This is a genomic window from Micromonospora echinofusca, assembly GCF_017614955.1.
In the GTDB taxonomy this organism is placed as follows: Bacteria; Actinomycetota; Actinomycetes; order Mycobacteriales; family Micromonosporaceae; genus Micromonospora; species Micromonospora echinofusca_A.
Map to the genome: position 1 here is coordinate 1 of NZ_WVUH01000125.1, position 18,098 is coordinate 18,098.

Here is an 18,098-nt window from a genome sequence, read left to right on the forward strand (position 1 = left end):
CCGGACGTGCCCGCACCGGCACCCACCGCCGGCCAGCCCTACGAATACCGCCGCAGCCCCCTGGTCGAACCCGACTGGACCCGCTTCCCCGGCTGGCGCCACGTCACCCGCGACCAGTGGGAGAACGCCCAGTGGCAACGGGTCAACTGCGTCAAGAACATCAAGCAGCTCCGCACCGTCCTCGGCGACACCGTCGACGAGACCTTCTACGACGACCTCACCGCCGACCAGAACGCCCTGGCCACCATGTCCATGCTGGTGCCGCCCCAGATGCTCAACACCATGGTGCCCTTCGCACCGATGAGCACCGAGGCGTTCCTCGCCGACCCGATCCGCCGCTACATGATCCCGGTCGCCTCCGACCGGCGCACCGACTGGCCGTCACACCCCTACGCCACCCGCGACTCACTCCACGAACACGAGATGTGGGTCGCCGAGGGCCTCACCCACCGCTACCCCACCAAGGTCCTCGCCGAACTGCTCTCCACCTGCCCCCAGTACTGCGGGCACTGCACCCGGATGGACCTGGTCGGCAACTCCACCCCCGCCGTCGACAAACTCAAACTCAGCCTCAAACCCGTCGACCGGTACGACGCCCACATCAGCTACCTCCGCGCCCACCCCGGCGTACGCGACGTCGTCGTCTCCGGCGGTGACGTCGCCAACGTCCCCTGGCGCAACCTGGAGTCGTACCTGATGCGGCTGCTGGAGATCGAAACCATCCGCGACATCCGGCTCGCCACCAAGGCGTTGATGGGCCTGCCCCAGCACTGGCTCCAGCCGGACGTCGTCGAGGGCCTGGAGCGGGTCGCCCGCACCGCCGCCCGACGCGGCGTCAACCTCGCCATCCACACCCACGTCAACCACGCCCAGTCGATCACCCCGCTGGTCGCCCGGGCCGCGCAGACCGCCCTCGACGTCGGCGTACGCGACGTCCGCAACCAGGGCGTACTCATGCGCGGGGTCAACGCCACCGCACCCGACCTGCTCGACCTGTGCTTCGCGCTCCAGGGCGAGGCCGGCATCCTGCCGTACTACTTCTACATGTGCGACATGATCCCCAACGCCGAGCACTGGCGGGTGCCGGTCTGGCACGCCCAGCAGCTCCAGCACGACATCATGGGCTACCTGCCCGGCTACGCCACCCCCCGGATCGTGTGTGACGTGCCGTTTGTCGGCAAGCGCTGGGTGCACATGCTCACCGAGTACGACCGCGAGCGCGGCATCTCGTACTGGACGAAGAACTACCGCACCTCCATCGAGTCCGCCGACACCGAGGCACTCAACAAGCGGTACGCCTACTACGACCCGATCGACACGCTGCCCGAGTCCGGCCAGGACTGGTGGACCCGGCACGACCTGTCCGACTGATCCGGACCGACATGCGGAAGGCCCCCAGGGAGTCCCTGGGGGCCTTCCGCATGTGTCGCCAGGTCAGCGGGTGAAGGCGTCCCGCACGTCACGACCGGCGTCCTTCACGTGCTCCCCGGCCTGCCGGGTACGCGCCTCGGTCTGCTGGGTGGCACCCTCGGCCTGGAGCCGCTCGTTGTCGGTCGCGTCGCCGAACTTCTCCTTCGCCGCGCCGCTCATCTCGTCGAGCTTGTTCTTGGCCTTGTCCGCGAAGCTCATATCGACTCCTTCTGCTGATCGTCCGGCTCAGGGGCTGCATCGCCCGTGCTGAAGGAATGCCCGTTTCGTCGCTCGGGGAAACCTGCTCTCGGTCCGGTGGATCACCACCGCTAGAGCGTCCTAGGACGCTAGTGTTCGACGGGTGCACCGCGTGCACCGCCGACCGGGCTCTACCGGCGAGCAGCGGACTGATCGGCTCTGGCAAGCACCATCGCCTGATCGTCGTGTTCCCGGCCCTGCGGTCGCCGCACCAGACGGCAGACCTCCCGCATCCCCGCAGCCCCGATCCAGGAAACGACCTCGTCGGGTGTACAGAGATGACGCTGGAGCTGCACCTCGTGCCCGAAGCGTCGGTAGGTCGGGGCCACGTCACGGACCCCCTTCCCGGCTTGGAACCCGACCAGCAGGTGGCCCCCCTGGCGAAGAACCCGGCCCGCCTCCGCGAACAGCCGCGCCTGTCCAGCGGGAGGTGCGTGGATGGTGGAATACCACAGCATCACGCCCGAGAACCGGTGGTCCGGATAGGGCAGGTCGGCCAACGAGCCGACGGTGAAGTCCACGCCCGGGTGATCGCGGCGAGCGATGGCGATCATGCGCGACGAGAGGTCGACCCCGGCCACCAGGCACCCCCGCTCGGCGAGGTACCGGCTCATCCGACCCGCACCGCACCCCGCGTCCAGGACACGCGGGTCACCGCTGGCCCTGACGGCCTCGGCGAACCTGTCGACCATGGCCAGGTCGAGCGAAGCCTCGACACGGGTGTCCGGGACAGCGCTGGCGTAGGTCTCCGCGACGGTGTCGTAGGCACGGCGTACCGCGTCGAAGTCGAGCCGATCCGGAGGAAAATGGGTCACGGAGCGCATCCTCGCATCAGAGGGCCCCGCGCCGACGGTCGCCGACGCGCGTCTCCTCCTGCTCCCGGCCCACCCGCCGGGCGTCGTTCCTCGCGAAAGCTGCGGGCAGCCCTCGTAGACCCGGGCGACCCGGACCGCGCAGGATGGAAGAACCGAACAGGCGGTCGGACGTGCCACGATGCAGACCATCAGCGGCACCGCCGACCCGGCGAGCCGACCGGTGGTGGGACCGTCTCGTGGAGGTGACGTCATCGCGCACATCGACCTGGGCCTGGACGAACGCCAGTACCCCGGAATCATCGGCCTGCTCCGCTACCGACCGGAGACCGCCGCTCCCCTGCTGGCGATGGTGGAGGTGCTGATGCGCGGACCACACCCACTCAGCGAGGGCGAACGCGAACTCATCGCCACCTACGTCTCCGGCCTCAACGAGTGCCGGTTCTGCCGGACCGCGCACGCGGCGCTCGCCGCCGCCCGGCTCGACGAGGGTGCCACCCTGGTCGAGCAGGTCCTCACCGACCCGGACACCGCACCGATCCCGGCGAAGCTGCGCAGCCTGCTACGGATCGCCGCCGCCGTGCAGCGCAGCGGCCGCGAGGTCACCGCCGAACTGGTCGCCGACGCCCGCGCGGCCGGCGCCAGCGACCTGGAGATCCACGACACCGTCCTGATCAGCGCGGTGTTCTGCATGGCCAACCGGTACGTCGACGGACTCGGCACCCTCCCCGTCGACGACCCGGCGCAGATCTTCACCACGGCAGGGCAGACCGGCCCGTCCTGACCCGCCGTCCGCAGGCCGCATGATCAGGACTTCGTGTCGCCGCCGCTATCCGGGTGGCGGCGCCGGGGGCAACCGCGACACCCGATCCAGGACCGGCCTGAGTTCGCGCCGTACCAGTCGACGTATGGTCCAGACGTGTCTTATCCGTGGCACGGCCGGCGGGAACCGGGTGAACTGTGGACGCCACCGGTGGTCGAAGGACAGGATCCCCTTGACGGGGAAGTCCCACCGGAGCCCCCCGGTGTCCGCAGCGGGTGGCGGGATGTCCGGCAACTGCGGTAGTGGTGGCCAGCTGACGTCCGTCTCAACGGACGACCTCGTCGCGTACTCCCGGCTCACACCCTCCCGGAAAGCATGGTAGATCTCGTCGTGGTAGACGATCAGCAGCAGCCGGGCAGGTGCGATGACGCGTAGCGCCTCGGTGAACTCCCACGCGGTCCCCGCACCCGGAGCTGCCGTCATGATCACTGCCTGGGCGCCCTGGATCAGCCTGCTCACCGGGTCCTGCCAGTTTTCGCCGGGCAGATAGCCGCGCTCGGCCCCGAGTGCCGGCAGGCGCTCGCCGGGTTGCCCGACCGCGACGATACGACCGAGGCCGCGGAACTGACGTACCAGGAACTCCTCGTGCGTCCCGGAGAGCTCGAAGGGTGACCGGGTGGCCCAGCCTGGCGCCTCGTCCAGTGGAAGGGCCATCGCGGGGTCGACGGAGAAGGGTCGCAGGTAGAGCAGATAGCGCTCCCCCGCGAGTTCCTCGAATGCGGGGATGACCCGGTGGCGGTGCCGTCTCCCCCGCTCCGCCAGCGCATCCGCGACACCGAAGAGCAGAACCGGAGCCACCGCAGCGAACGCGGCCACCGGACGTGCCCACAACGGGAGGTCCGACTCGGTGACCAGTTCCTCGTACAGTGGGCCGGCCAGGAGAAGCATCACCAGGGTCAGGACGCGCAGTGCCCACCCCAGGACAGTCAACACACGTCCCCGGGCAGGGCTCTGACGTGCCCGGCTGGCCGGCTCCGCAGGGCCCGGACCAGGTGGGGTGTCGACCTGGCTGCTGTCGGCGCCGGACCGCCCGCCCGCGCCACCGACGTTTGCCAGCAGGCCACCGACGGTACCGACCGCGATGATCAGCCAGGGAATGTCAGAAGCCGGGTGGACGTAGGTCTCGGTGACGACGACCGACACACCGACCGCCGTGGTCGTGACCAGTGTCGCGGTGTACGCAAGAGCCTGCGACCTGTCCCGGAATCCCGCGACCAGCCCGCTGACGATCCCACCGAGGAACGCCGGTGCCAGAAAGACCACGAGCACATGGCTGGTCACGTCGGCAGCGAAGAGCACCCACCGGAAGAATGCCGCGTCGAGTTCGTCGCGGATCGCCAGGTACGCGAAGGCGCCAATCTGCCGTCGTTCCCACGCGTAGCCCTCCAGGGCTACCGACAGCGCGGCGAACACCGTGCCGAACAGGCACAGCCTGACACCCAGGGTGTTCACCACGTCCGCATCCGGGTTGGATTCGCGCGCTTTCCGGACCCGACGTACGTGCCTCACCGTCGTGATCGTCTGGATCAGGGCGGCAGCAACCGCGATCCACGGGACGACACCGGGAACCGGAGACACCCGCCAATGATTCCACTCGATGGCGTAGGCAGGCGGTACCCGTCGTGGCTGGCCGACCAGCGACGGCGGGATCAGCGGAAGGCGGCGAGCCCGGTCAGCGCCTGACCCACCACCAGCTTGTGCACCTCGCTGGTGCCCTCGTAGGTCAGCACCGCCTCCAGGTTGTTGGCGTGCCGCAGCACCGGGTACTCCAGGGTCACCCCGTTCGCGGCGAGGATCGTCCGGGCGGTCCGGGCGATACCGATCGCCGTCTCGCAGCTGTGCAGCTTGGCGAGACTGACCTGGGCGGCGGTGGCCCGTCCGGCCTCCCGCTGCCGCCCCACGTGCACCGCGAGCAGCAGCCCGGTGACCAGACCCCGGGTCATCTCGGTCAGCTTCTCCTGGGTGAGCTGGAAACCGGCGATCGGCCGACCGAACGCCTCCCGCGTGCCGGCGTACTCCAACGCCACCCGCAGACAGTCGTAGCCGGCGCCCAGGGCGCCGAAGACGATGCCGAGGCGGGCCTCGCCCAGACACGCCAGCGGAGCCCGCAGCCCCACCGCCCCGGGCAGCACCGCGTCGGCCGGTAGGCGGACGTCCTGCAACACCAGGGCGGAGGTGACCGAGGCCCGCAGGGAGAGCTTGTGCCCCACCGGCAGGGTGCCCACCCCGGGGGTGTCCATCGGCACCACGAAGCCCCGGACACCGTCGTCGGTGCGGGCCCAGACCACCGCGACGTCGGCGACCGCCGCGTTGGTGATCCACATCTTCTCGCCGTCGAGGATCCAGTCGGCGCCGTCGCGTCGGGCGGTGGTCCGCATCGCCCCCGGATCGGAGCCCGCGTCCGGCTCGGTCAGCCCGAAACAGCCGATCGCCGTACCGGCCGCCATCGCCGGCAGCCACCGTTCCCGTTGCGCCTCGCTGCCGAAGGTGCGGATGGCGTACATCGCCAGGGAGCCCTGCACCGACACGAGGCTGCGTACCCCGGAGTCGGCCGACTCCAGCTCGAAGCAGGCCAGCCCGTAGGCGACCGCCCCGGTGCCCGCGCAGCCGTAGCCGTCCAGGTGCATGCCGAGCAGCCCGAGCCGGCCGCACTCCCGGGCCAGTTCGCGGGCCGGCAGGGTGCCGTCGGCGTACCACTGCGCGACGTGCGGACGGATCTGCTCGGCGGCGAAGCGCCGCACCGTGTCGCGGATGTCGCGTTCCTCCTCGGTGAGCAGGCTGTCGAACGCGGCGAGGTCCATCGGGTCGGTCACTGCTGCTCCTCAGGGGAAGGGGCGTCCTGGGCGCCGGTGGCGAGCCAGGCCCGGACCTGGGCGGTGTGCTCGCCGAGGTCGGGGGGTGGACGGTGGTAGCTGGCCGGGGTACCGGAGAGGGTGATCGGGTTGGCGACCTGACGCGCGGGCCGGGGCCGACCCGGGCTGTCGATCTCCACCACCGGCGTCAGCCCCAGGTCGGTGGCGAGGTCGACGGCGGCGGCGAGGTCGTTGACCGGTCCGCACGGCACACCGGCGGCGGTCAGCGCGCCGGCCAGGTCGTCGGCGTGCCACGCGGCCGTCCGCCCGGCCAGGGCGCGGATCAGCGGTTCGCGATGGCGGACCCGGTCGGCGTTACGCCGGTAGCGCGGATCCTCGGCCAACGCCGGCACGCCGAGCACCCGGCACAGGGCGGTGAACTGCGCGTCGGTGCCGACCGCGACCACCAGCGGCCGGTCCGCGGTGGGCAGGAGTTCGTACGGCACGACACTCGGATGGGCGTTGCCCAGGATGCCCGGCACCACCCCGGCGGCGACGTACCCGGACGCCTGGTTGACCAGCGCGGACAGCACCGACGAGAGCAGGTTCACCTCGACGTGCTGCCCGACGCCGGTGGTGTCCCGGTGCCGCAGCGCCGCCAGGATGCCGATGGTGGCGTGCAGGCCGGTGATGACGTCCACGACGGCGACCCCGGCCTTGACCGGTTCACCCGGGCGGGCCCCGGTGACGCTCATCAGCCCGCCGACGGCCTGGGCGAGCAGGTCGTACCCGGGCCGGTCCGCGCCGGCGCCGGTGCCGAAGCCGGTGATCGAGCAGTACACGGCGCGCGGGTTGGCGGTCAGGACGTCGGCGGGGCCGAGGCCGTACCGTTCCATCGTGCCGGGCCGGAAGTTCTGCACCACCACGTCCGCGCGGCGGACGAGTTCCCGGGCGACGGCCCGGTCGTCCGGTTCGGCCAGGTCCAGCGCCACCGACCGCTTGTTGCGGTTGACCGCGAGGTAGTAGGTGGCGGTGCCGTCCGCGTCGTACGGCGGACCCCAGCCACGGGTCGCGTCGCCGCTGCCCGGTTGTTCCACCTTGACCACGTCCGCGCCGAGGTCGGCCAGGAGCATGGTGGCGTACGGGCCGGCGAGGACCCGGCTGAAGTCGGCGACCAGGATGCCGTCGAGTGCGCCGGTCATCCGGACCACCCCCGGACGGCGGCCACCGCCCGGCGCCACCGCTGCCGGCTGCTCTCCCCGTCGACCGCGCCCGGGTCCGGGGTGAACTCGCGGTCCAGTCGCCACCGGGCGGCGATGTCGTCGGTGCCGTGCCACACACCGGTGGCCAGGCCGGCCAGGTAGGCCGCGCCGAGCGCGGTGGACTCGGTGCTGACCGGCCGGCGGACCGGTCGGCCGAGCTGGTCGGCCTGGAGTTGGCAGAGCAGGTTGTTGGCCGCGGCCCCGCCGTCGACGGTGAGGCTGGTCAGTGGCCGGCCGGTGCAGCGGGCCATCGCGTCGGCCACGTCCCGGACCTGGAAGGCGATGGCGTCCAGGGTGGCGCGGGCGAGGTGGGCCCGGGTGGTGCCCCGGGTCAGGCCGAACATCGCGCCCCGGGCGTACGGGTCCCAGTCCGGTGCGCCGAGGCCGGTCAGGGCCGGGACGAACACCACCCCGCCGGAGTCCGGCACGCTGGCCGCCAGCGGCTCGATGGCCGGTGCGGCCGGGATGACCCCGAGACCGTCGCGCAGCCACTGCACGGCCGCCCCGGTGACGAAGATCGACCCTTCGAGGGCGTACGTGGTGGCCTGCCCGGCGAGCTGCCAGGCGACCGTGGTGACCAGTCCGGTGCCCGGTCGCATCGCGGTCGGGCCGGTGTTGACCAGCATGAAGGAGCCGGTGCCGTAGGTGCACTTGGAACTGCCCTCGGTGAGGCAGGCCTGACCGAACAGGGCGGACTGCTGGTCACCGACGAGGGCGGCGACGGGCAGGTCGAGGCCGAGGAAGGCGTCCGGGTCGGTGCGGCCGACCACCGTGTTGGTGGCGACGATCTCCGGTAGGGCGTGCCGGGGCACGTCGAACAGTGCGCACAGTTCCGGCGACCAGTCGCCGGTGGACAGGTCGTAGAGCAGGGTGCGGGAGGCGTTGGACGGGTCGGTGACGTGGGCCCGGCCGGCGGTCAGTCGGGCGGCGAGGTAGCTGTCGACGGTGCCGACGGCGGTGCGGCCGGCCCGTACCCCGGCCCACGTCGACGGTTCCTCGGCGGCCAGCCAGGCGAGTTTGGTGGCCGAGAAGTACGGGTCGAGGCGCAGGCCGGTGCGGGCGGTGACCAGTGGTTCGTGGCCGGCGTCGCGCAGCCGTCGACACAGCTCGGTGGACCGGCGGTCCTGCCAGACGACGGCGGGTCGGACCGCGGCGAGGGTACGGCGGTCCCAGAGCACCACGGTCTCCCGCTGGTTGGTCACGCCGACGCAGCTCGGTGGGTGCGGGGCGACGGCGAGGGCCCGGGCGGCGGCCGAGCGGACCGCCGCCCAGATCGCCCCGGGGTCGTGCTCGACCCATCCGGGTCGGGGGAAGAGCTGCGGGAACTCCTGGTAGCCCCGGGCCACCACGGTGCCGTCGGCGTCGACGACGACGGCGGTGACCCCGGTGGTGCCGGCGTCGATGGCGAGGACGGTCATCAGGCGACCCCGACCAGGGCCGCCCGGTTGGCGCCGGTGAGCCGGCGGTAACGGGTCACCTCGCGGGTGATCCAGTCCCGGTCCCGGCCGAGGACGCCGGCCATCAGGGTGGCGATCTCCTCGGCCGTCGCGGCGGCCCCGTCGGCGGTCTCCAGGCCGGCGTGGCTGCGCCGCAGCAGCACGTCCTCCACGGCGAGGGCGCCCTCGTACCGGACGGCGTGGCCCGCCTCGGCGCGCAGCAGCCCGGTGGTGCCGGTCACCGGGACCAGGTCGGCCGGGTCGGCCGTGGCGAGCAGTTCGGTGACCGTGCTGCCGTGCCGGTGGAGCAGGTCGTCGACGGTGCCGGTGGGCAGGCCGTACGCGCGGGCGAGGTGACCGCGCCGGTTCCAGGTGGCGTGGAAGCCGTCGGCACCGACCAGGGGCAGCCGGTCGGTGACCGACGGCGGGTAGCCGCCGCCGAGCCGGTCCACCACGGTGTCCACCGCGTCGCGGGCCATCACCCGGTAGGTGGTCAGTTTGCCCCCGGCCACGGCCAGGCACCGGTCGTCGATGGTGGCGACCACGTGTTCCCGGCTGAGCCGGGCCGTGTCGGCGGTGCCGACCCGGTCGACCAGGGGGCGCAGCCCGGCGTAGACGCCGACCACGTCGGCGCGTTCCAGGGGCCGGCGCAACCAGCGGTTGACCTGGTGGAGCAGGAAGGTGATGTCGTCGCCGTCGGCGGCCACGTCCCGGGGGTCACCGGTGTACGGGGTGTCGGTGGTGCCGATCAGGACGGTCGCGCCGACCGGGATGACGAAGAGGACGCTGCGGTCGGTGCGGGTGATCAGGGCCCGGTCGACGCGCAGGGCGTCGCGGCCGACGACCAGGTGCACGCCCTTGGACGCGCGGACCCGCAGGGTCTCCCGGCCGACGAGGCGCTGCACCTCGTCGGTCCAGACCCCGGAGGCGGCGAGAACCTGCCGGGCCCGGACGGTGAGGTCGGTACCGGTCAGCTCGTCGCGGACGGTGACCCGGGCGCCGGAGCGGTCGGCGGTGTAGCCGACCGCGCGGACCCGGGTGGCGATGACGGCGCCCTCCCGGGCGGCGGTGCGGGCCACGGCGAGGGTCAGCCGGGCGTCGTCGACCTGGCCGTCGTCGTACTCGAGGGCGCCGACGGCGAGGTCGGTGCGCAGGGCGGGCATGGCGCGGGCCAGGCCACGTCGGGTGAGGTGCCGGTGCAGCCGGAAGACCCGGTCGGTGCGGCCGGTGGGAAGCTGCCCCATGCCGTCGTAGAGGCTGAGTCCGGCGCCGACGTAGGCGCGTTCCCAGACGCGGTGCCGTAGCGGGTAGACGAACGGGAGTCGGCGGACCAGGTGCGGGGCGAGCCGACCGCCGAGCAGGGCGCGTTCCCGTAGCGCCTCGCGGACCAGCCCGAACTCCAGTTGTTCGAGGTAGCGCACGCCGCCGTGCAGCAGCCGGCTGGACCGGCTGGAGGTGCCGCCACCGAGGTCGCCGGCCTCGACGAGGGCCACCCGCAGCCCCCGGGAGGCCGCGTCGAGGGCGGCACCGGCGCCGGTGATCCCGCCGCCGACGACGAGCAGGTCGTAGGTCCCCTCGTCGAGGGCTGCCAGTGTCGCGGTCCGCCGAGCGGCGTCGATCATTCCGCTGTCCACGTCCACACCTTTCCTACAGAATATAGAATCTGTCCGCCGGTGCAGCCCCGGGTCACCACCGGCGCCGCACCTCCTCGGCCCAGCCGAGCAGACCGTCGACCGGCACCCGCTCCCCCTCGTCGGTCACCACGTGCCCCGAGTAGTGGCCGAAGACCTGGTGCTCGTCGCTCTCCACCACCAGCCAACTGCTGCGCGCGTTCCGGTCGTGGAACGGAGCGAAGGTGAGGTCGACCCGGTCGCCCACCACCCGCCAGGGCGCCAGCCAGTCGTGGGTGTCGTAGTACCAGGTCAACTCCTCGCCGATCTTGTGGAGCCGGCCGTCGACCCGGATCGCGTTCTCCGTCATGCCGGTCCCGACGGTCCACTTGCCGCCGAGCTGCAACCCGATCTCCCGGCCGCCGCACCGGCCGCTGGCCGCGCCCCAGTTCCAGACGATCGCGTACGGCCACCGACCCCGCCCGTGGTCCAGGGCCGCGTACGCGGTGTCCGGGTCGAACTCGTACGCCTGGCCGTCGGCCACCACCCGGCCCTGGGCGGGCAGGCAGTTGTCCTTGCGGGTGTACTGGAACAGCCGCTCGCTCCACGGCACCACCACGCCCAGCGACTCGTGCCCGTCGGGCCGTTCGACCAGCAGGTCCACCGAGAGCCGGGCCGAGCGGGCCCGCAGCCGGGTACCGAACGGGGTCTCGTCGAAACCGACGGCGAGCTGCCGGCCCCGGCCGCGTACCCCGCCCTCGCCGGAGGTCGACGGCATCGGTGTAGCCAGGGGCAGCAGTGCGCGTTCGGCGGTCTGGATCGCCCGGTCGGTGGCGAAGTCCAGGAAGAACGCGGCGTAGGTGACCCGGTAGTCGGCGTGCGAGACGTTCAGCGCGACCAGATGGGTCGGGGTGGTCACACACCAGTACTCGAACCGTTTGTTGCGCCCCCAGCCGCGCAGGTTGGCCCGGTGCAGGGGCCGGCGGGTCCAGCCGACCGCGTCCGGGTTGAGCCGGCCGTCGGGCCGGCACAGGTCGACCCGGTCGGTGATCTCGCGTTCGTGGGTACGGTGTCCGTCCACCGGTGGGCTAACCATCGAGTTCCACCGCCAGGTACTTGTAGTCGAGGTAGTGCTCGACGCCGTGGTGGCCGCCCTCGCGGCCGTAGCCGCTGCCCTTGACCCCGCCGAACGGGCCCTGCGGCGGAGCGAACGTGCCGCCGTTGACCGAGACCATGCCGAAGCGCAGCGCCTCCGCCGAGCGGATCACCCGGGACAGGTCGCGGCTCCACAGGTACGACGCCAGCCCGTAGGAGGTGTCGTTGGCCCGGGCCAGCGCCTCGTCGTCGGAGTCGAAGGTGAGTACCGGCGCCACCGGGCCGAACGTCTCGTCGGTGCTGACCAGCATCTCGTCGGTGACCCCGGCGAGCACGGTGGGGGTGTGGAAGGTGCCCCCGGTGTACCCGTCGCCGTCGGGGCGGTCGCCGCCGGTGAGCACCCGTGCGCCCCGGTCGACCGCGTCGGCCACGTGGGTGGCCACCTTGGTCACCGCCGCCTCGTTGATCAGCGGGCCGATCCGGGTCCGCGCGGCGAGTCCGTTGCCGACCGGCAGCTCCGCCGCGCGGGCCGCGAGCAGCCGGGTGAACTCCCCGGCCACCGACGCGTGCACGAAGATCCGGTTCGGGGAGGTGCACGCCTGCCCGGCGTTGTAGAACTTCGCCCGGGCCACGCCTGCGGCGGCCTTCTCCAGGTCGGCGTCGGCGAACACCAGCACCGGCGCGTGCCCGCCCAGCTCCACCGACATCCGTTTGACGTCGGCGGCGCTGGCCGCGATGAGCAGCCTGCCGACCCGGGTCGAGCCGGTGAAGGACACCTTGCGGACCTCGGGTGCGGCCATCAGGACGCCGGTCAGCTCCGCCGGCCGGGTGGTCGGCACGATGTTGACCACCCCCGCCGGCAGGTCCGCCTCGGCGCACGCCTGCGCCACCGCCAGCGCCGAGTACGGCGTCAGCTCGGACGGTTTGAGGACCACCGTGCAGCCCGCCGCCAACGCCGGGCCGATCTTGCGGGTCACCATGGACAGCGGGAAGTTCCACGGGGTGATCGCGGCGACCACCCCGACCGGCTCCGGGAGCAGCCAGATCCGGGAGCTGGGCGTACTGGCCGGCACGGTCTCGCCGTACAGCCGGCGGGTCTCCTCCGCCGACCACAGCATGTGGTCGGCGCCGGAGAGCACCTCGGCGCGGGCCTCGGCCAGCGGCTTGCCCTGTTCCCGGGTCATCATCTCGGCGATCTCGTCGGCCCGCCGGGTCAACGCCGCGGCGACCGCGCGCAGCCGGTCGGCCCGCAGGTGCGCCGGTAGGGCCCGCCAGCCGGGCAGGGCCCGCGCCGCCGCGTCCACCGCCGCCGACGCCTCGGCCGGACCGCAGTCGACCACGGTGCCGAGGAGACCGCCGGTGGCCGGCTCGCGCACCTCGAACACCGCTCCCCCGGCCGGGGCGCACCACGCCCCGTCGATGTAGGCCAGTCCCACGTCACTCATACGGTCTCCTGTCGACGGCCGGCCGGCCGTGCTTCGTTCTGGCTCTGCATGCCCTGTAGCAGGGCGTTCATCCCGGCCCGCTCGTGCTGCTGGACCAGCCGCGCGGCGTGGGCGTAGTCCCCGGCCACGATCGCGTCGCGGATCGCGACGTGCTCGGCGTGCGACTCGGCCAGCCGCCACGGCACGAACCGGAAGCCGTGCTTGGCGCCCTCGGTACGCGACCAGAGCGAGGTCAGCATCCGGTTGATCACCGTGGTCTGCGGGGTGTCCGACAGCAACGCGTGGAACCGCCGGTTGAGCTGGGAGAACCCGTCGACGTCCCGGGCGGCCACCATCGGCTCGCAGTCGCGGAGCACCGCGTCGATCTCGGCGATCCGCTGCGGGGTGTAGCTCACCCCGCCCAACTCGACGGCGAGCGCGCCGAGGCTGCCCCGGATGCCGTAGATCTCCTGGATGTTGTCCAGCCCGACACTGGCCACCACGGCGCCGACGTGCGGACGCAGCACCAGCCACTCGTCGGCGACCAGGGACTTGATCGCCTCCCGGACCGGGGTCTCACTGATCCCGAGCGCCTCGGCCACCACCCGGGCGGTGATCCGGCTGCCCGGCGGCGCCGCGCCCGACATGATCAGTTCCTTGATGTGGTTGATGGCGATGTCCGACTTCATCTGGAAGGTGTCGCTGGTCACCGGTCGTCCTCACACTCGCTGCACGGTCAGTCTGTCGATCGCCGCCCGGTCCAGTGCGACGCCGAGGCCGGGCGCGGTGGGCAGCCGCACCGCGCCGCTGACCGGATCGGGCAGCAGCGGCTCGGTCAACATCACCTGGAAGACCTCCGGCACGATGACCGGCGGATCGTACGGGTACTCCAGCCACTCGCAGTCCACCAGGGACGCACAGAGCTGGAGGTTGCCGGCGACACCCAGCCCGGTCGCCCACGCGTGTGGGATGAACCGCCGGTGCCGCGCGGCGACCATCGCGCCGAACTGCCGCAGGGCATGGATCTCCTCGCTCTCGTTGGCGTCGGGTTGGTAGATGTCGAAGCAATCATCTTCCAGCAGCCGGACCAGCTCGGCGATGCCACGGTTGTGTTCCCCACCGGCGATCGGTACCGGCGCGGCGGCGGTCAGCGCCCGCTGTGCCCGGTAGTCGTGCCGGGGCAGCGGCTCCTCCAGCCACGCCACGTCCAGGGCGGCCAGCTCCCGGGCGGTGGTCAGGGCCCGCTCGTACGACCAGATCAGCCGGCTGCCGTCCGGTGCGTACCGCCACCGCGCGGCGGCCTGGTTGGCGTCGACGGCGATCATCACGTCCGGTCCGACCGCCTCCCGGACCGCGGCCACCTGCCGCAGGTCCTCGTCCACGGTGGACGAGTGGACCCGCAGTTTGATGCCCCGGAACCCGGCCGCCACGGCGGCCAGCGCGTCGTCGACCCGCTGCGCCGGGTCACGGACCTCACCGAAGCTGGCGTAGGCGCGCAGCTCGCTGGCCGCCCCACCCCACAGCTGGTAGAGGGGCCGGCCGCAGGCCTTGCCGACCGCGTCCCACACGGCGACCCCCACCACCCAGGGGCGGGGGAAGAAGTACTGGGCGACGTAGCGCAGCCGGTTGGCGATGTGCTCGGTGGCGAAGACGTCCTGTCCGACCAGCAGCGGACGGACCACGTCGCGGATCGCGGCGAGCAGCAGCGGCCCGGAACCGTGCCCCATGTCGCCACCGGCCACCCCGGTCACCCCGGCGTCGGTCTCCACCTCGACCACCACGGCCGCCATCGTCGGATGGGCGCCCTCCGGTGCCCACGACGGTACGAACGGCCGGGGGTAGGGGATCTCGACGAGCGAGGCCCGGACGTCGCGAATCTTCATGTCCTCCGCCAATCTCTGCGACCGACCAGGGCGTCAGCCCTTGGTCGCGCCCTCCGCCAGGCCCTTGATCAGCCACTTCTGCACGAACAGCGCGAACACCACCACCGGGACGACGGTCAGGGTGCCGACCGCGGTCAGCGGACCCCACATCGCGCCCTGTTCGGTGTCCGCGGCCATGCCGGCGATGGCCACCGGGATCGTCGCCGCGTTGCGGTTGGTCAGGATCAGCGCGAACAGCAGTTCCTCCCAGGCCAGGATGACGCTGAAGATGAGCGTCGAGATCAGCCCGGGCAGGCTGCACGGCACGATGATCCGGAAGAACGCACCGAACCGGGAGGCGCCGTCGAGCATCGCCGACTCCTCCAGTTCCCTGGGCAGCGCCAGGAAGAACGACCGCATCAGCCACATCACGTACGGGATCAGGAAGGTGCAGTAGGCGAGGATCAGGGTGATGTGCTGGTCGATGAGGTCGAACCGCCGGGCGACCAGGAACATCGGCACCGCCAGGGCGATCGGCGGTACGCCCCGGGAGGCCAGGATCAGCCCGCCGATCAGGCCGGCGCCCCGGATCGGCAGCCGGGCCAGCGCGTACCCGGCCATCGCACCGGCCACCAGCGACAGCAGACCGGAACCGGCCGCGACGATCACCGTGTTGGCCATGCGGGGGCCGATGTCGGCCTGGGTCAGGTAGCTGGTGTAGTTGTCCAGCGTGACGCTGCTGACCCAGCGGGGCGGGGTGGTGAAGATGTCCCGGGGCAGTTTCAGCGAGGTGCTGACCATCCACAGCACCGGGAAGAGGAACAGCAGCGTCGCGCCGATCCCGGCACCGATACGCAGCCGACGGCCGAGCCGGCCGGGCCGGGCACCGCCCCGGCGGGCCGCTGTCGCGGTCAGGGTCACCATCGCTTCTCCAGGAACCGGTTGAGCCGCAGGAACAGGAAGGTCAGCAGCATGGTGAGCGCGAGCACCAGGGTCGCCATCGACGACGCGGTACCGAACTCCAGCCCCCGGAACGCCTTCTCGTAGATGTAGAGGTTCACCACGTCGGTGGCCTGCCCCGGCCCGCCCTTCGTCGCGGCGAGCGCGATGTCGAACATCTTCACCGCGCCGAGCCAGCGCACGATGAACGCGGCGAGGATGACCGGGGCGAGCAGCGGCAGGGTGACCTTGCGCAGGGTCGCGAACCAGCCGGCGCCGTCGACCCGGGCCGCCTCGAACACGTCGGTGGGCAGGGACATGAGCCCGGCGGAGGCGATCAGGACCACGAAGGGTGTCCACCGCCAGGTGTCGATGAGCACCAGGCTGACCATGGCCAGGGTGGGATCGGCCAACCAGTCGACCGGGCCGACACCGACCAGCCCGAGGACGTAGTTGACGAAGCCCCACATCGGGTCGAGCAGCATCTTCCACACGCCACCGGCCACCACCGGGACGACCACCATCGGGATGAGGAACAACGCCCGCAGCACGCCCCGACCCCGCCAGTCGACGTTGAGCAGGAAAGCGATGCCGAACCCGAGGACCATCTGCAACGGCAGCGCCAGCGCCAGGTAGACACCGGTGACCTTCACCGAGTTGAGGAACCCGGGGTCCTCCAGGACCGTCCGGTAGTTGAGCCAGCCCACGTTGCGGGCCGGGGTGAAGGTGGCCAGGTCCAGCTCGGAGAAGCTGATCCGGACCGTGTAGAACAGCGGGTACGCCAGCACCGCCACCAGGATGGCCAGCGCGGGCGCCAGGAACAGCCACCGGCTGCCCAGGTCGCGCCAGCGCCGGAGCGCTGCCGGGCGGCCGGTCGGTGGCCCCGCCGGGGCGGTGGGGGTCGTGTTCCCCACCGCCCCCGTCTCAGTCGTGGTAGACACCGTCTCTGCTCCGCCCGGCTCAGTAGCCCTTGGACTTCAGCAGCTTGTCGATCTCGTCGGCCGCCGTCTGGAGTGCCTGGTCAGCGGTCGCCTGACCGGACATCGCCCGGCTGGTCTGGGTGGCCAGGATCTGCTGCACCGCGTCCGCCTCGGGCAGCCGGGGCCGCCACATCCGGCCCTTCTCCATCGCCGCGTACCCGTCGAGGATCGCCTTGAAGACCGGGGCGAGCCAGGGCTGCGCGGGTGTCGAGGTCAACGTCGAGGTCCGGGCGGGGAAGACCCCCAGCGTGCCGGACTGCCACTTCTCGCCCTCCTTGGAGGTGAGCCACTGCACCAGGGCCCAGGCGGCCTCGGACTGCTTGCTCTTCTTCGCCACGGCGGCGGACCACATGCCCCGGTGGGCGCCCGCACCCGCCGACCCGACCGGCATCACCTGGATACCGACCTGCTCCGGCTTCAGGGTGGTGGTCTTCGGGTCGATCGCGGTGCCCCGGTAGACGCTGCCCCACATGAACATCGTGGCCGTCTTGCCCTGCCGGAACGCCTCCAGCGGCTCGTTGAACTGGTAGGTGGCCGCGCCGGGCGGCGCGTACTTGAGCAGGTCGATGTGGGTCTGGAGGGCGGCGACCCCTTCGGGGGTGTGGAACGCCGCCTTGTTGTCCGCGTCGAGGAGCTGGCCGCCGTTGCTGTTGAGGATGGTCTGCCAGATCGTCGGGGTGAGCGCGTCCTTGGTGAAGTAGGTGCCGACCGCCCAGGCGTCGGGCTTGCCGTCGCCGTTGGTGTCCTGCACCAGCTTCGGTGCCTGCTCCAGGTACTGCGCCCAGGTCAGCGCCGGGGTCGGTTCCGGTACACCGGCCTTGGCGTACAGCGACCTGTTGTAGAACATCAGCAGCAGGTTCGACCGCACCGGCACCCCGTACTGCTTGCCCTGCCACTCACCGGCGGCCAGCGGTCCGGCGTTGAAGTCGGCCCAGTCGTAGTCGGGCTTGGTGTACCTGCCGAGGTCGGCCTTGAGGTCCAGTAGCCCACCGGTCTTGGCCAGCTGCGGGATCCACGGGTCGTCGGCGAGGACGATGTCGTACGTCGGTTCGGGCGCGGTCAGCTCCAGCATCTCCTTGGCGAGCAGGTCGCCGTAGGGCACGCCGTCGATGGTGACCTTGATGTGCGGGTAGACCTTGTTGAACTCCGGCACCATCTGTTCCTGCCACTGCCGCGCGAAGGCGTCGTTGGCGAGCATGCGGATGGCGACCGGTTTCTCTGCGGTACCCACACCGCCGCCGTCGACGGCGGCGGCGTCCGGGTCGGAGCCACAGGCGGCGAGGGAGAACGCGACGGCGGCGGCGAGTCCGCCGGCCAGGACCGCGCGCCGGGTCGCGCCGGGGGTGGTACGGGGGTGGCTGCGCACAGGTGCCCCTTTCGGGAAGGGTGTGGTGG

15 protein-coding genes and 1 pseudogene are annotated in these 18,098 nt (G+C 71.9%); 2 read left to right on the plus strand and 14 right to left on the minus strand.

Translation table 11 applies throughout. The features are described from left to right. Positions 1-6: 6 nt before the first annotated feature. Positions 7-1,371, plus strand: coding sequence for a KamA family radical SAM protein (locus tag GSF22_RS15905; protein WP_208814375.1), 1,365 nt, complete (start codon positions 7-9; stop codon positions 1,369-1,371). 63 nt (positions 1,372-1,434) lie between these two features. Here GSF22_RS15905 and GSF22_RS15910 read toward each other — a convergent pair whose 3' ends face one another. Next, the gene (locus GSF22_RS15910) at positions 1,435-1,629 is read right to left on the minus strand and encodes a CsbD family protein (protein WP_208814362.1); all 195 of its coding nucleotides are present in this window, start codon (positions 1,627-1,629) and stop codon (positions 1,435-1,437) included. Between the two features lie 170 nt (positions 1,630-1,799). Continuing rightward, on the minus strand, positions 1,800-2,492 hold the full coding sequence (locus tag GSF22_RS15915) for a class I SAM-dependent methyltransferase (RefSeq protein WP_208814363.1): 693 nt from the start codon (positions 2,490-2,492) through the stop codon (positions 1,800-1,802). A 169-nt stretch (positions 2,493-2,661) separates the two neighbouring features. Here GSF22_RS15915 and GSF22_RS15920 point away from each other — a divergent pair, with 169 nt between their 5' ends. Continuing rightward, a complete protein-coding gene (locus GSF22_RS15920; protein ID WP_244367501.1) occupies positions 2,662-3,264 on the plus strand; it encodes a carboxymuconolactone decarboxylase family protein in 603 nt (200 codons plus the stop codon). 45 nt (positions 3,265-3,309) lie between these two features. Here the strand turns inward: GSF22_RS15920 and GSF22_RS15925 are convergent, their stop codons facing one another. The 12 genes and pseudogenes from GSF22_RS15925 to GSF22_RS15980 all read right to left on the minus strand — a co-directional run. Beyond that, positions 3,310-4,812 carry a hypothetical protein gene (locus GSF22_RS15925; RefSeq protein ID WP_208814364.1) on the minus strand — a complete coding sequence of 501 codons (1,503 nt, stop codon included), beginning with the start codon at positions 4,810-4,812 and terminating at the stop codon, positions 3,310-3,312. Positions 4,813-4,952: 140 nt separating this feature from the next. Beyond that, entirely contained in the window at positions 4,953-6,104 is a 1,152-nt protein-coding gene (locus tag GSF22_RS15930) for an acyl-CoA dehydrogenase family protein (RefSeq protein WP_208814377.1), read from the minus strand. Between the two features lie 8 nt (positions 6,105-6,112). After that, positions 6,113-7,297, minus strand: a complete 1,185-nt coding sequence (locus GSF22_RS15935) for a CaiB/BaiF CoA transferase family protein (protein ID WP_208814365.1) — start codon at positions 7,295-7,297, stop codon at positions 6,113-6,115. After that, complete coding sequence (gene glpK, locus GSF22_RS15940) at positions 7,294-8,775, minus strand: glycerol kinase GlpK (RefSeq protein WP_208814366.1); 1,482 nt, start codon at positions 8,773-8,775, stop codon at positions 7,294-7,296. The genes GSF22_RS15935 and glpK overlap by 4 nt, the downstream gene beginning before the upstream one ends. Before the next feature lie 89 nt (positions 8,776-8,864). Further along, positions 8,865-10,415 (minus strand): annotated as a pseudogene (locus GSF22_RS15945) (glycerol-3-phosphate dehydrogenase/oxidase); the annotation flags it as partial. Between the two features lie 64 nt (positions 10,416-10,479). Further along, on the minus strand, positions 10,480-11,499 hold the full coding sequence (locus GSF22_RS15950; RefSeq protein ID WP_208814368.1) for a DUF2804 domain-containing protein: 1,020 nt from the start codon (positions 11,497-11,499) through the stop codon (positions 10,480-10,482). Next, entirely contained in the window at positions 11,492-12,943 is a 1,452-nt protein-coding gene (locus GSF22_RS15955; protein WP_208814369.1) for an NAD-dependent succinate-semialdehyde dehydrogenase, read from the minus strand. The genes GSF22_RS15950 and GSF22_RS15955 overlap by 8 nt, the downstream gene beginning before the upstream one ends. Beyond that, complete coding sequence (locus GSF22_RS15960) at positions 12,940-13,632, minus strand: GntR family transcriptional regulator (protein ID WP_208814370.1); 693 nt, start codon at positions 13,630-13,632, stop codon at positions 12,940-12,942. The genes GSF22_RS15955 and GSF22_RS15960 overlap by 4 nt, the downstream gene beginning before the upstream one ends. A gap of 9 nt (positions 13,633-13,641) precedes the next feature. Beyond that, positions 13,642-14,805 carry a mandelate racemase/muconate lactonizing enzyme family protein gene (locus GSF22_RS15965; RefSeq protein WP_208814371.1) on the minus strand — a complete coding sequence of 388 codons (1,164 nt, stop codon included), beginning with the start codon at positions 14,803-14,805 and terminating at the stop codon, positions 13,642-13,644. A gap of 33 nt (positions 14,806-14,838) precedes the next feature. Further along, positions 14,839-15,708 carry a carbohydrate ABC transporter permease gene (locus GSF22_RS15970; RefSeq protein WP_208814372.1) on the minus strand — a complete coding sequence of 290 codons (870 nt, stop codon included), beginning with the start codon at positions 15,706-15,708 and terminating at the stop codon, positions 14,839-14,841. Next, positions 15,702-16,664, minus strand: a complete 963-nt coding sequence (locus GSF22_RS15975; protein ID WP_208814373.1) for a carbohydrate ABC transporter permease — start codon at positions 16,662-16,664, stop codon at positions 15,702-15,704. Before GSF22_RS15975 ends, GSF22_RS15970 begins: the two co-directional genes overlap by 7 nt. 19 nt (positions 16,665-16,683) lie before the next feature. Beyond that, on the minus strand, positions 16,684-18,098 hold a 1,415-nt coding region (locus tag GSF22_RS15980; protein ID WP_208814374.1), incomplete at its 5' end, for an ABC transporter substrate-binding protein.

Bases quoted from the DNA above. Each gene is read 5' to 3' on its own strand.
- GSF22_RS15910 (WP_208814362.1), bottom strand. From the start codon at position 1,629: ATGAGCTTCGCGGACAAGGCCAAGAACAAGCTCGACGAGATGAGCGGC.
- GSF22_RS15915 (WP_208814363.1), bottom strand. From the start codon at position 2,492: ATGCGCTCCGTGACCCATTTTCCTCCGGATCGGCTCGACTTCGACGCG.
- GSF22_RS15920 (WP_244367501.1), top strand. From the start codon at position 2,662: ATGCAGACCATCAGCGGCACCGCCGACCCGGCGAGCCGACCGGTGGTG.
- GSF22_RS15930 (WP_208814377.1), bottom strand. From the start codon at position 6,104: ATGGACCTCGCCGCGTTCGACAGCCTGCTCACCGAGGAGGAACGCGAC.
- GSF22_RS15935 (WP_208814365.1), bottom strand. From the start codon at position 7,297: ATGACCGGCGCACTCGACGGCATCCTGGTCGCCGACTTCAGCCGGGTC.
- glpK (WP_208814366.1), bottom strand. From the start codon at position 8,775: ATGACCGTCCTCGCCATCGACGCCGGCACCACCGGGGTCACCGCCGTC.
- GSF22_RS15950 (WP_208814368.1), bottom strand. From the start codon at position 11,499: ATGGTTAGCCCACCGGTGGACGGACACCGTACCCACGAACGCGAGATC.
- GSF22_RS15955 (WP_208814369.1), bottom strand. From the start codon at position 12,943: ATGAGTGACGTGGGACTGGCCTACATCGACGGGGCGTGGTGCGCCCCG.
- GSF22_RS15965 (WP_208814371.1), bottom strand. From the start codon at position 14,805: ATGAAGATTCGCGACGTCCGGGCCTCGCTCGTCGAGATCCCCTACCCC.
- GSF22_RS15970 (WP_208814372.1), bottom strand. From the start codon at position 15,708: ATGGTGACCCTGACCGCGACAGCGGCCCGCCGGGGCGGTGCCCGGCCC.